This window comes from Reyranella soli (assembly GCF_007992495.1).
GTDB lineage: Bacteria > Pseudomonadota > Alphaproteobacteria > Reyranellales > Reyranellaceae > Reyranella > Reyranella soli.
Genome location: NZ_BKAJ01000035.1, coordinates 1 through 13,050 on the forward strand (window position 1 = coordinate 1; position 13,050 = coordinate 13,050).

The 13,050-nt window shown below is 66.0% G+C and carries 14 protein-coding genes; all 14 read left to right on the plus strand.

Annotation, left to right across the window (positions count from 1 at the left end; genetic code table 11):
• The first annotated feature begins 113 nt into the window (after window positions 1–113).
• Window positions 114–476 (plus strand): DNA-directed RNA polymerase subunit omega, encoded by a 363-nt coding sequence (gene rpoZ, locus RSO01_RS11710; protein ID WP_147149278.1) that lies wholly within the window; start codon window positions 114–116, stop codon window positions 474–476.
• A gap of 107 nt (window positions 477–583) precedes the next feature.
• On the plus strand, window positions 584–2,767 hold the full coding sequence (locus RSO01_RS11715; RefSeq protein ID WP_147149279.1) for a RelA/SpoT family protein: 2,184 nt from the start codon (window positions 584–586) through the stop codon (window positions 2,765–2,767).
• Window positions 2,768–2,835: 68 nt separating this feature from the next.
• Window positions 2,836–3,582, plus strand: coding sequence for a pyridoxine 5'-phosphate synthase (locus RSO01_RS11720; protein ID WP_147149280.1), 747 nt, complete (start codon window positions 2,836–2,838; stop codon window positions 3,580–3,582).
• Window positions 3,579–3,980: a holo-ACP synthase gene (acpS, locus tag RSO01_RS11725; RefSeq protein WP_147149281.1), complete on the plus strand. Its 402-nt coding sequence runs from the start codon at window positions 3,579–3,581 to the stop codon at window positions 3,978–3,980. The genes RSO01_RS11720 and acpS overlap by 4 nt, the downstream gene beginning before the upstream one ends.
• Before the next feature lie 108 nt (window positions 3,981–4,088).
• On the plus strand, window positions 4,089–4,913 hold the full coding sequence (gene lepB, locus RSO01_RS11730) for a signal peptidase I (protein WP_147149282.1): 825 nt from the start codon (window positions 4,089–4,091) through the stop codon (window positions 4,911–4,913).
• Window positions 4,914–4,924: 11 nt separating this feature from the next.
• Window positions 4,925–5,620: a ribonuclease III gene (gene rnc, locus RSO01_RS11735; protein WP_218037317.1), complete on the plus strand. Its 696-nt coding sequence runs from the start codon at window positions 4,925–4,927 to the stop codon at window positions 5,618–5,620.
• On the plus strand, window positions 5,617–6,540 hold the full coding sequence (era, locus tag RSO01_RS11740; RefSeq protein WP_147149284.1) for a GTPase Era: 924 nt from the start codon (window positions 5,617–5,619) through the stop codon (window positions 6,538–6,540). Before rnc ends, era begins: the two co-directional genes overlap by 4 nt.
• 85 nt (window positions 6,541–6,625) lie before the next feature.
• Window positions 6,626–6,880 carry a type II toxin-antitoxin system Phd/YefM family antitoxin gene (locus RSO01_RS11745; protein WP_147149285.1) on the plus strand — a complete coding sequence of 85 codons (255 nt, stop codon included), beginning with the start codon at window positions 6,626–6,628 and terminating at the stop codon, window positions 6,878–6,880.
• Window positions 6,877–7,299, plus strand: coding sequence for a type II toxin-antitoxin system VapC family toxin (locus RSO01_RS11750; protein WP_147149286.1), 423 nt, complete (start codon window positions 6,877–6,879; stop codon window positions 7,297–7,299). Before RSO01_RS11745 ends, RSO01_RS11750 begins: the two co-directional genes overlap by 4 nt.
• A 98-nt stretch (window positions 7,300–7,397) precedes the next feature.
• On the plus strand, window positions 7,398–7,712 hold the full coding sequence (locus RSO01_RS11755; RefSeq protein WP_170303000.1) for a CARDB domain-containing protein: 315 nt from the start codon (window positions 7,398–7,400) through the stop codon (window positions 7,710–7,712).
• A 311-nt stretch (window positions 7,713–8,023) separates the two neighbouring features.
• Window positions 8,024–8,740: a DNA repair protein RecO gene (gene recO, locus RSO01_RS11760; RefSeq protein ID WP_147149288.1), complete on the plus strand. Its 717-nt coding sequence runs from the start codon at window positions 8,024–8,026 to the stop codon at window positions 8,738–8,740.
• Between the two features lie 65 nt (window positions 8,741–8,805).
• Window positions 8,806–11,049, plus strand: coding sequence for a DNA topoisomerase IV subunit A (gene parC, locus RSO01_RS11765; RefSeq protein WP_147149289.1), 2,244 nt, complete (start codon window positions 8,806–8,808; stop codon window positions 11,047–11,049).
• A 4-nt stretch (window positions 11,050–11,053) separates the two neighbouring features.
• Entirely contained in the window at window positions 11,054–11,860 is an 807-nt protein-coding gene (locus tag RSO01_RS11770; RefSeq protein WP_147149290.1) for an undecaprenyl-diphosphate phosphatase, read from the plus strand.
• Between the two features lie 70 nt (window positions 11,861–11,930).
• Entirely contained in the window at window positions 11,931–13,037 is a 1,107-nt protein-coding gene (locus tag RSO01_RS11775) for a TRAP transporter substrate-binding protein (RefSeq protein ID WP_147149291.1), read from the plus strand.
• Window positions 13,038–13,050 lie beyond the last annotated feature (13 nt).

Here is a 13,050-nt window from a genome sequence, read left to right on the forward strand (position 1 = left end):
CCCCCTCCCTGCCTCCCCCGTATGACGGGGGAGGTGTATGAAGGGCGGATGAAGGCTTGTGTTTTAGGGACGGGCGCGTATAACCGCCCGCTCCCGGGAAATCAGAGGTCCGTATGGCCCGCGTCACCGTCGAAGACTGCATCCTGCAGGTGCCTAACCGTTTCGAGCTCGTCATGTTCGCCGCCCAGCGTGCGCGTGACATCTCGGCCGGCGCCCAGATCACGCTCGATCGCGACCGCGACAAGAACCCGGTCGTGGCGCTGCGCGAGATCGCCGAGACCAAGCTCGACCAGGCGATCCTGAAGGACTCGCTGATCTCGGGCATGCAGAAGCATGCCGACATCGACAAGCCCGAAGAGGTCAACGAGATGGCCGAGCTCGAGCAGGAGCTTGCCGCCGCGCTGGCCCAGGGTGGTGCGGAAGCCGCTCAGCCGAAGGCCCTGCCGATGGCCGAGGAAGACGACATCGTCGAGTAGCCGGCGGCGTCGCGCCATTAGCTGGGCCCAATAGACCAAGTAGGGCCAGCTATTCGCGCAAACAGCATGGAGTGAGCGCAATCGTCCCCATATAATGGACGATTGCCATGATTCGTCAGTTCGAACTTGTTGAGCGTGTGCAGTCCTACGATCCGGATGCGGACGAGGACATGCTGAACCGTGCCTACGTCTATGGGCTTAAGAAGCACGGCAACCAGCTGCGCGCTTCGGGCGATCCCTATTTCTCCCATCCCGTCGAGGTCGCCGGCATCCTGGCCGAGATGAAGCTCGATACGGCCTCGATCGTCACCGGCCTGCTGCACGACACGATCGAGGACACCGACGCCACGCGCGACGAGATCGCCGGCCTGTTCGGCGAAAACGTCGCCCGTCTGGTCGACGGCGTCACCAAGCTCAGCCGCCTCGAAGTCCAGTCGGAGAGCACCAAGGAAGCCGAGAACCTGCGCAAGCTCGTGCTGGCAATGTCGTCCGATATCCGCGTGCTGCTGGTGAAGCTCGCCGACCGCCTGCACAACATGCGCACGCTGCACCATATCAAGGACCCGGCGCGGCGCCGGCGCATCGCGCTCGAGACCATGGACCTCTACGCGCCGCTCGCCTCGCGCATCGGCATGGAGAAGGTCAAGCGCGAGCTCGAGGAGCTCGCCTTCGCCGAGCTCAATCCCGACGGCCGCGCCTCGGTGCTGGCGCGCCAGGACTATCTGCGCGAGCGCGGCGAGCGCCTGGTGCCGCAGATCGAGGTCGAACTGGTCAAGACCCTGAAGGAGGGCGGGCTCAAGGCGCAGGTCTCGGGCCGCGAGAAGATGCCCTATTCGATCTGGCGCAAGATGCAGAGCAAGAATGTCTCGTTCGAGCAGCTTGCCGACATCATGGCGTTCCGTGTCATCGTCACCGACGTCACGCAGTGCTACCAGGCGCTCGGCCTGCTGCACGGCCGCTACCAGGTGATCCCGGGCCGCTTCAAGGACTACATCTCGGTCCCCAAGCCCAACGGCTATCGCTCGCTGCATACCGGCGTGATCGGCCCGCTGGGCCAGCGCATCGAGATCCAGATCCGCACCGAGGAGATGCAGGACCAGGCCGAGCGCGGCGTCGCCGCCCATTGGATCTACAAGCAGGGCGGGCCGTCGACCGACGCGCCGCAATATGCCTGGCTGCGCAGCCTGATCGAAATCCTCGACAAGGCGCCCAACGCCGAGGAGTTCCTCGAGCACACCAAGCTCGAGATGTTCCACGACCAGGTGTTCTGCTTCACGCCCAAGGGCAAGCTGATCGCCCTGCCGAAGGGCGCGACGCCGATCGACTTCGCCTATGCCGTGCACAGCCAGGTCGGCGATACCTGCGTCGGCTCCAAGATCAACGGCCGCATGCTGCCGCTGCGCACGCAGCTCACCAACGGCGACCAGGTCGAGATCATCACCTCGAAGGCGCAGACGCCGTCGCCGACCTGGGAGCGCTTCGTCGTCACCGGCAAGGCCAAGGCCGCGATCCGCCGTTTCATCCGCACGCGCCAGCGCGAGCAGTACCTGCAGCTCGGCAAGTCGCTGCTCGACAAGACCTTCCACGAGGAGGGCTACGAGGTCACCGAGAAGGGCCTCGACGGCGTGCGCGCCAACTTCAAGCAGGCCACCACCGACGACCTGATCGCCGCCGTCGGCGCGGGCCTCATCACCTCGCGCGAGGTGATGACCGCGGTCTATCCCGGCCTCAAGCAGCCGCAGCGCAAGGACGGCGGCGCCGACGTCGTGCCGATCTCGCGCGCGCGCAACAAGGCGGCGGCCGATGCGGCCAAGGCCAAGAAGGACGCGGCCGGCGGCCAGATCGCGATCCGCGGGCTGATCCCCGGCATGGCGGTGCACTTCGCGCGCTGCTGCCATCCGCTGCCGGGCGATCGCATCGTCGGCATCATCACCACCGGCAAGGGCGTCACCATCCACACCATCGACTGCGCCACCTTGGAAAGCTTCTCGGAATCGCCTGAGCGCTGGATCGATGTCGGCTGGGATTCGGTGAGCGAGGGCGCGCCCGGCATCTACACCGGCCGCCTCAAGGTCACGGTGGCCAACCAGCCGGGCAGCCTGTCCAAGCTCTCGACCGTGATCGCGCGCCACGAGGGCAACATCTCCAACCTGCGCATCGTCAACCGGTCGATGGACTTCTTCGACATGGTGATCGACGTCGAGGTCAACGACGTGAAGCACCTCGCCAACATCACCGCGGCGCTACGCGCCACGCCGGCGATCAACGCGGTCGAGCGTGCCAGGAACTAGCTCTTCCACCTCCCCCGTCATACCCCGTCATACGGGGGAGGTGGATACGAATGAGCTGAGTGAGTGTAATGCCCGCGCTTCCCTATCAACGTCTCGGCGTCAACATCGACCACGTCGCCACCGTGCGTAACGCGCGCGGCACGCCGACGCCCGATCCGCTGCGCGCCGCCCATCTCGCGGCCAAAGCCGGCGCCGACGGCATCACCGCCCATCTGCGCGAGGATCGCCGGCACATCGTCGACGACGACATCGCCCGCCTGAAGGGCGCCATCGAGCTGCCGCTCAACTTCGAGATGGCGGCGACCGAGGAGATGGTGGCGATCGCCCTGCGCCATCGGCCGCACGCCGCCTGCATCGTGCCCGAAAAGCGCGAGGAGCGGACCACCGAGGGCGGGCTCGACGCCGTCGGCCAGCACAATCACCTGAAGCCGCTGGTGGCGAAGCTGAGCGACGCCGGCATCCGCGTCTCGCTGTTCATCGAGGCCGATCCGCGCCAGCTCGAGATGGCGGTGCAGCTCGGCGCGCCGGTCGTCGAGCTGCACACCGGTCGCTACTGCGAGATCGAGGGCGCCGAGCGCGAGGCCGAGCTTCTACGCATCCAGAAGGCGGCGGCGCACTGCCAGCAGCTCGGGCTGGAATGCCACGCCGGCCACGGCCTCAACTACGAGAATGTCGGACCCATCGCCGCCATCGCCAACGTGCGCGAGCTCAATATCGGCCACTTCCTGATCGGCGAGGCGATCTTCGTCGGGCTCGAGCCCGCGATCCGCGAGATGCGCCGCCTGATGGATGTGGCGCGCGGGGCCGCCGCGTGATCCTCGGCCTGGGCAATGACCTTTGCGACATCAGGCGGATCGAGAAGTCCCTGGAGCGCTTCGGCGACCGTTTCGTCCAGCGCATCTTCACCGAGGTCGAGCAGAAGCGTTCGGAAGGCCGGGCGACACGGGCCGCCAGCTACGCCAAGCGCTTCGCCGCCAAGGAAGCCTGCTCCAAGGCCTTGGGTACCGGCCTGCGCCGTGGCGTGTTCTGGCGTGACATGGGCGTCATCAACCAGCGCGGCGGCAGGCCGACCATGGCCCTGACTGGAGGGGCGCTGACCCGCCTGCAGGAGATCACGCCGGCCGGAATGTCGCCGCAAATCGACCTGACGTTGACCGACGAATATCCCATGGCGCAGGCGATCGTGATCATTTCGGCGGTTCCCCGCCCGTGATTCCTCCTAAATGCTTGATTTTGCAGCGCTCCCATGTCGCGGCGGGGGTGGGAGAGACAGCCGCGCTGTGCCCTGCTACAGGAGCGGTCGTTTGGACTGGTTACGGCGATGACAGACGTGGCTGAACGGCGCAAGCGTGGACAGGAGAAGGCGGGCGGCTGGGGCGAAACCATCCGGACGGTGGTATATGCTGTCCTGATTGCGCTCGTGGTGCGCACATTCGCCATCGAGCCGTTCAACATCCCCTCGGGCTCGATGATCCCGACCCTGCTGGTCGGCGACTACCTGTTCGTGTCGAAGTATTCCTACGGCTACAGCAAGCACTCCTTCCCGTTCTCGATGGGCATGTTCCCAGGCCGCATCTTCGGCTCGCCGCCCGAGCGCGGCGACGTCGCGGTCTTCAAGTACCCCGGCGACCAGGGGCAGGGGCTGAACCGCACCGACTACATCAAGCGCATCGTCGGCATGCCGGGCGACCGCATCCAGGTGACCAACGGGGTGCTGCACATCAACGGCCAGGCGGTCGAGCGCATCCGCATCGGCGACTACGTGAAGGGCAGCAACGGCCACTACCAGAAGGGCACGCTCTATCGCGAGACCCTGCCCAACGGCCGCAGCTACACCGTGCTCGAGTACACCGACAACGGCATGGCCGACAACACGCCGGAGTTCCTGGTGCCGGCCGGCAACTACTTCGTCATGGGCGACAATCGTGACGATTCGCTCGACAGTCGAACGCGGCTGATGCTGCGCGACTTCTCGGGTACGACGCGCGATCGCGACCAGCTCGGCTGGTACGTGCCGGCCGAGAACCTGGTCGGGCGCGCCGAGTTCATCTTCTTCTCGCACGATCCGTCGGCTGCCGGCTGGCTGGAGCCGTGGAAATGGCCAACAGCAATCCGCTTCAGCCGCTTCTTCCAGGCCATCCACTGAAGGCCGCTCCCGTGAATCCGGGCGACGTCGATCTCGCGTCGCTGAGCGAGAGGCTCGGGCATTCCTTCGAGCGCGCCGAGCTCGCCGTCGAGGCGCTGACCCATCGCGGCACCCTCGACAAGCGCCCCGACCTCAAGGCCGCCTTCCCGCACGGCAACGAGCGCCTGGAGTTCCTGGGCGACCGCGTGCTGTCGCTGGCCATGGCCGATCTGCTGCTGCGGCGCTTCCCTAACGAGCGCGAGGGCCAGCTTGCCCGCCGTCACGCCGCTTTGGTGAGCGCGCGCACCTTGGGCGAGATCGCCGAGGCGATCGGGCTCAGGGATCATCGCATCGCCTATCGCGGCGCGCCCAAGGCCACGCCCACCATCTTGGCCGACATGCTGGAGGCGCTTCTGGGCGCGATCTTCGTCGATGCCGGATTCGAGGCGGCGGCGGCCATCATCGAGCGGCTGTGGGGCGACCGGCTGGGCAGCCAGCATCCGGCGCCGCGCCCGCCCAAGACGCAGTTGCAGGAATGGGCCCAGGGCAAGGGACTCGCCCTGCCGTCCTACAAGCAGATCGGCCGCGAGGGCACCGAGCACGAGCCGGTGTTCCTGGTCGAGGTGACGGTCGGCAAACTCCCGCCGGCGCAAGGGCGGGGGCTCACCAAGCGTGAGGCCGAAAGCGCGGCGGCGACCCTGATGCTCGAACAACTGAGCAAGTCATGAGCAGCGAGCGTACACGCGCAGGATTCGCGGCCATCGTCGGCGCGCCCAACGCCGGCAAGTCGACGCTGGTCAACGCGCTCGTCGGCTCGAAGGTCTCGATCGTGTCGCCCAAGGTGCAGACCACGCGCATGCGCGTGATCGGCATCGCCATGACCGATCTTCCGCAGGATGGCGGCCGCGCGCAGGTCGTGCTGGTCGACACGCCGGGCATCTTCCGCATCGCCAAGCGCCGGCTGGAGCGCGCCATGGTCGCCGCCGCCTGGCAGGGCGCCGAGGACGCCGACGTCGTGGCCCTGGTCGTCGATGCCGAGCGCGGCGTCGGGCAGGAGACTCAGGCGATCATCGAGCGGCTGAAGGAGCAGCGTGCCCCGCGCTACCTGATCCTGAACAAGATCGACCTCGTGGAGCGCGAGAAGCTGCTGGCGTTGACGGCCGACCTGAACGCCAGGCTGCCCTTCGAGCGCACCTTCATGGTGAGCGCGCTGAAGCAGGACGGCATCGGCGATATCCTCACCACCCTGGCGGCGGCATTGCCGGAGAGCCCGTTCCTCTACCCCGAGGACCAGGCCGCCGACCTGCCGTTGCGCCTGCTGGCGGCCGAGGTCACGCGCGAGCAGGTCTTCCTGCAGCTTCACCAGGAGCTGCCCTACGAGGCCGCGGTCGAGACCGAGAAGTGGGAAGACCGGCCCGACGGCAGCACGCGCATCGAGCAGACCATCCACGTCCAGCGCGAGGGCCAGCGCGCCATCGTGCTCGGCAAGGGCGGCGCCAAGATCAAGCAGATCGGCGCACGCGCACGCCACGAACTCAGCCAGATGCTGGAGCGGCCGGTGCACCTCTTCCTGCACGTCAAGGTGAGCGAGCGCTGGGCCGACGATCCGGCGCACTATCGCGCGATCGGGCTCGACTACGACCCCTGACCGTGACTGATGTTCTCGCGGCCGGCTGGACTTGCGGCCGGTCGATGACTATCTTGACTACATTGACCAGAAAGGAGAACGGTCCATGACTGCTGCCACCTGGACGGTCGCCGAGGCCAAAGCGAGGCTGAGCGAAGTCATCGAGCGTGCCCGGTCGGGCGGCCCACAGACGATCACCAAGAACGGCCGCACAGCTGTCGTCGTCGTTGACGCCGAGGAGTGGGAACGCAAGGCCAGGCGCAGCGGCAATCTCGCGGAGTTCTTTGCGGTCTCGCCGTTGCGCAAGTCAGGCCTCAAGATCAAGCGCAGCAAGGAGGGGCCGCGAAAGGTTGTCTTGTGAGCTTCCTGCTCGATACCAACGTCGTATCCGAATGGGTGCGGCCGCGCCCGGATGCGGGTGTGGTCGCCTGGCTTGCAGAAGCCGATGAGGACCGTGTCTTCATCAGCGTCGTCACTTTGGCCGAGCTACGCTACGGGATCGAACGCCTGGCTGCCGGTCAGCGCCGGCGTCGCCTGGACGAATGGCTGCGGCAGGAGTTGCCGCTGCGCTTCGAAGGGAGGGTGCTGTCGATCGATGCCGAAGTTGCCGACGCTTGGGGGAGGTTGACGGCGTTGCGCGAAATCTCCGGCCGTCCCATCGGGGCGGCCGACGCATTCATCGCTGCAACAGCTGAGGCGCACAATCTCACACTCGTCACGCGCAACGTCTCGGATTTCGACCGAACGGTGAGGGCCCTCGTCAATCCTTGGACGACCTGAGATGGCCGTGGACCGATAAGCATGCCTCCTGACATGACCCTGACGTCTTTGTCTTCCGGACTGCGCGTTTCAAACGCGGCATCACCGCCGGCAGTTCCGTGACCAAGGGCGCCGCCTTCGACTTTTCCTACGTGATCAAGAATGCCGGCGGGGCCTCGTCGGGGATGAACTGGGCGGGCTACACGGTCGACCATCAGGTCGACTCGTCCCACTACACGGGGTTCGGCCAGACCAATGCGCTGGCGGCCGGCGCCACGCAGACCCTGAATGGCCGAACCGAAACCTCGAGCCTCAGCGTCGGCCAGCACACGCTCTACGTTGCGGCGGACTACTGGAACAACATGGTCGGCGAGAGCAACGAGTCCAACAACACGTTGTCGGTGACCTTCAACGTGACGGACCACATGATTTGATCTGCAAAGCCGTGAAGGCCTGGGCGGGACGCATCGTTGACACCAAGTATAACTGTCGTTATATTTGCCCGGGACGCACCGTGGGCGCGTCCCGTTCAAAGGGGAAGAGCGATGTCGCGCATGTCGCGATCTACGCGACATGCAGTCACTGCCAGCAACGGTCGATAAGGCCGGCAGAGCAAGGAATTGGGTGATGGTTCTGCGGCAGAGCACGAACGCGATCCTGGTTTCGGCTTGTCGCATCACAAGCGGCGGAGCGAACACCGGCCACCGCCTAGCGCGCCACCGTCAAAGCCGTCATACACGGCATCATGGAATGGACCGATCAGGGCATCGTTCTGTCGGCGCGGCCGCACGGCGAGGGCGGCATGATCGTGGCGTTGCTGACGCATGCGCACGGCCGCCACGCCGGCTTCGTGCCGGGCGGTGGCTCGCGCCGTGCGCGGCCGGTCTGGCTGCCGGGCAATCTCGTCGAGGTGAACTGGCGGGCGCGGCTGTCCGAGCAGCTTGGCAACTATGCGGGTGAGCTGCGCGAGGCACATGCGGCGCGAGCGCTCGACGATGCGGCCCAGCTCGCGGGCCTCAGCGCCGCCTGCGCTCTGCTCGATGCCGCCTTGCCGGAGCGCGAGCCGCATCCGGCAATGTTCGACGGCTTCTCCGCCTTGCTGGGCGCGCTCGGCCATCCCGGTTGGCCTGTGATCTATGTGCGTCTGGAGCTTGGCTTGCTGCAGGAGCTGGGCTTCGGTCTCGATCTCACAAAGTGTGCGGCAACCGGTGCCACCGAGGACCTGGCCTATGTCTCGCCCAAGACCGGGCGGGCGGTGAGCCGCGCCGCCGCCGGGCCCTACAAGGAGAAGCTGATCGAATTGCCGGCCTTTTTGTCCACCGGCGGCCTGCCGGCGGACAACGCGGAGCTGCTCAAAGGCCTCGATTTGACGGGCTATTTCCTCGAGCGGCACGTGTTTTGGCCACACAACAAGCCCTTGCCTGCCGCCCGGGCGAGATTTATGGAAACCCTGCAACGCTAACTACAAATGGCTGTGGCATGAACCGCAGCCAAGTTCCCCTCCGATCGGCCCCTCAGTCTCGGTAAATGGCAAAACGCAGCACTAACGTCGTCCCGCTGGCGGTCGTGAAGCCGGTGCAGTTCGGAGAGGCGCTCAGCGAGCGCTATCTGTCCTATGCGCTGAGCACGATCATGGCGCGCTCGCTGCCCGACGTGCGCGACGGGCTGAAGCCGGTTCATCGCCGGCTGCTCTACGCCATGCGCCAGCTGCGGCTCGATCCCAACAGCGCCTTCAAGAAGAGCGCGCGCGTGGTCGGCGACGTGATCGGCCAGTACCACCCGCACGGCGACCAGTCGATCTACGACGCCCTGGTGCGCCTCGCCCAGGACTTCGCGGCGCGCTATCCGCTGATCGAAGGGCAGGGCAACTTCGGCAACATCGACGGCGATAACCCGGCCGCCATGCGCTACACCGAGGCGCGGCTGACCGAGGTCGCCGAGGCATTGCTGGCCGGCATCGACGAGAACGCGGTCGACTTCCGCCCCAACTACGACGGTTCGACCGAAGAACCGATCGTGCTGCCCGGCGGCTTCCCCAATCTTCTGGCCAACGGCGCCGCCGGCATCGCCGTCGGCATGGCCTGCTCGATCCCGCCGCACAATGCCGGCGAGCTGTGCGATGCGTTGCTGCACCTGATCAAGACGCCCAACGCCCGCGTCGAGACGCTGGTCGACTTGGTGAAGGGCCCGGATTTCCCGACCGGCGGCATCCTGGTCGAGCCGCGCGAATCGATCGTCGAGGCCTACAAGACCGGCCGCGGCGCCTTCCGCCTGCGCGCCAAGTGGGAAAAGGAAGAGCTGCCGCGCGGCCAGTACCGCATCATCGTCACCGAGATCCCGTATCAGGTGCAGAAGGGCAAGCTGATCGAGCGCATCGCCGAGATCATCAACGCCAAGAAGCTGCCCATCCTCGAGGACGTGCACGACGAATCGGCCGATGACGTGCGCATCGTGCTCGAACCGCGCACCGGCCAGGTGCCGGCCGAGCTGCTGATGGAGCAGCTCTTCAAGCAGACCGACCTGGAAATCCGCTTCCCGCTGAACCTCAACGTCCTCGACAAGGACAACACGCCGCGGGTGATGAACCTGCGCGAGGCGCTGCAGGCCTTCCTCGACCATCGCCGCGAAGTGCTGGTGCGGCGCTCGACCTTCCGCTTGGCCGAGATCGAGCGGCGGCTGGAGATCCTCGACGGCTACCTGATCGCTTATCTGAACCTCGACAAGCTGATCAAGATCATCCGCGAGGAGGACGAGCCCAAGCCCAAGATGATCAAGGCGTTCGGGCTCACCGACCTGCAGGCCGAAGCGATCCTCAACATGCGGCTGCGCGCTCTGCGCCGGCTGGAAGAATTCGAGATCAAGGGCGAGCACAAGAAGCTCACGGCCGAACGCAAGGACCTCAAGGCGCTGCTCAAGGACGAGACGCTGCAGTGGGGCAAGATCGCCGACGAGGTGCAGGAGACCAAGAGGAAGTTCGGCGGCAAGACTCCACTCGGCCGCCGCCGCACCGAGCTCGCCGACGCGCCGGCCGAGGTCGAGCATGCGGTCGAGGACTTCGTCGAGCGCGAGCCGATGACCGTGATCCTGTCCGAGAAAGGCTGGATCCGTGCCGCCAAGGGCCATCTCGACGACAAGTCCGCGGCCGACCTCAAGTACAAGGAGGGCGACCAGGCGCGGTTCGCCGTGCATGCGCAGTCGACCGACAAGATCCTGGTGTTCGGCACCAACGGCCGTTTCTACACCTTGGGCTGCGACAAGCTGCCGAGCGCGCGCGGCCATGGCGAGCCGATCCGATTGATGATCGAACTCGGCAACGAGCAGGACATCGTGACGCTCGAGGTGCTGAAGGGCGGACGCAAGTTCCTGGTGGCGTCGGATGCCGGCCGCGGTTTCATCGTGCCCGAAGACGAGGTCGTGGCCCAGACCAAGAACGGCAAGCAGGTGCTGAACCTCGCCGACAAGGAGAAGGCGCAGGCCTTCGCCGTCGTTCCGGAAGGTGCGGATTCGATCGCCGCGCTGAGCGAAGGCCGCAAGCTCCTGATCTTCCCGATGGACCAGGTGCCGGAGATGGGCCGCGGTCGTGGCGTGACATTGCAGAAGTCCAAGGCGGACCAGCTGTCGGATGCGCAAGCCTTCCGGCTCGCCGACGGCCTGCCGTGGGCCAACCGCGTCATCCCGGCGAGCGAGCTGAAGTTCTGGCGTGGCGAGCGCGCCCAGGCGGGCCGCATGCCCGAAAAGGGATGGCCGCGCGCCAAGCGCTTCAAGGATTGATTGGATGGACCTGACGCTGATCTGGAAGACGGTGCTGATCGGCGTCGTCGAGGGCCTGACCGAGTTCCTGCCGGTTTCCTCGACGGGGCACATCATCCTCGCCGAGGAGGTGCTGGGCTTCCAGGGACCGCCCGGCAAGGTGTTCGAGATCGTGATCCAGCTCGGCGCGATCCTCGCGGTCTGCTTCCTCTATCGCCAGAAGATTTTTGCGACGGTGCAGGGCGTGCTGAAGCGTGATCCGGTGTCGCTGCGCTTTGCCGCGGCGATCGTCATCGCCTTCCTGCCGGCGGCCGTGATCGGCGTGGCGGCGCACAAGTACATCAAGTCGGTGCTGTTCAATCCCACGGTGGTGGCGGTGGCGCTGATCGTGGGCGGCATCGCCATCCTGGTGATCGAGCGCTACGCGCAGCGTCCGCGCATGAAATCGCTCGACGAGGTCGACCTCAAGACGGCGTTGTACATCGGCCTCTGCCAGTGCCTGGCCATGATCCCCGGCGTGAGCCGCGCCGGCTCGACCATCATGGGCGCGCGGGTATTTCGCGTGGATCGTGCGACGGCGGCAGAGTTCTCCTTCTTCCTCGCCATGCCCACCATGATCGGGGCCTCGGTCTACGACCTCTACAAGAACTGGTCGTCGCTCGACTGGCACGGCAGCGGCACCATCGCGATCGGTTTCGTCACCGCGTTTGTTTGTGCATTGCTCGTGGTGCGACCGTTCGTGCGCTTCATCAGCCGCCACGGCTTCGGCGTGTTCGCCTGGTATCGCATTGCACTGGGCGCATTGGCGCTCGCGCTGATCGTCATGCATTGAACCTTCAGGAGCCGGGTGCCGCGTGCCATAAGCCCGCGCAAATCAACCCGCTTCAGGAGTTCCTTGGTTCATGCAACGTCGTAAGTTCCTGCGTACCACCGGTGTCGGCGCGGCCGCTGCCGCCGCCTCCGGCGCGATCGCCGCGCCCGCCATCGCCCAGTCGGCGCCCGAGTTGAAATGGCGCCTGGCGTCGAGCTTCCCCAAGACGCTCGACACGATCTTCGGTGCGTCCGAGATCTTCTCCAAGTACGTCGCCGAAGCGACCGACAACAAGTTCCAGATTCGCCTGTTTGCCGCGGGCGAAATCGTGCCTGGCCTGCAGGTCGCCGACGCCGTGCAGAACGGCACCGTCGAGATGGGCCACACGGCCTCCTACTACTATGTCGGCAAGGATCCGTGCTTCGCCCTCGACTGCGCCATCCCGTTCGGCCTGAACGCGCGCCAGCAGGATGCCTGGATGAACTGGGGCGGCGGCCGCGAAGCGATGGCCGACTTCTTCAAGGACTACAGCATCCACGCCATGCCGTGCGGCAACACCGGCGGCCAGATGGGCGGCTGGTTCCGCAAGGAGATCAAGACCGTCGACGACCTCAAGGGCCTGAAGATGCGCACCTCGGGCTTTGCCGGCGAAGTCTTGAGCAAGCTCGGCGTGGTGCCGCAGCAGATTGCCGGCGGCGAGATCTATCCAGCGCTGGAGAAGGGCACGATCGACGCGGCCGAGTGGGTCGGTCCGTACGATGACCAGAAGCTCGGCTTCAACAAGGTCGCGCAGTACTACTATTATCCCGGCTGGTGGGAGGCAGGTCCGCAGCTCTCGGCCTACGTGAACCTGGCGAAGTGGAACGAGCTGCCCAAGAGCTACCAGGCGATCCTCGAAGCCGCGGCCGCCAAGGCCCACACCTCGATGCTGTCGAAGTACGACACGCAGAACCCCAAGGCGCTGCGCGAGCTGGTCGCCGCCGGCACCAAGCTCACGCCGTTCACCGCGCCGGTGCTGGAAGCCTGCTACGCCAAGGCCAACGAGGTCTATGCCGACACCATGGCCAAGAACCCGCGATTCAAGAAGATCTACGAGCCGTGGAAGCAGTTCCGCGGCGAGGAGGTGCTGTGGTTCCGCGTCGTCGAGAACACGCTCGACAACTTCATGGCCCGCCTGTCGGCCTCCAACAAGATCTGACACGCACCGCGCG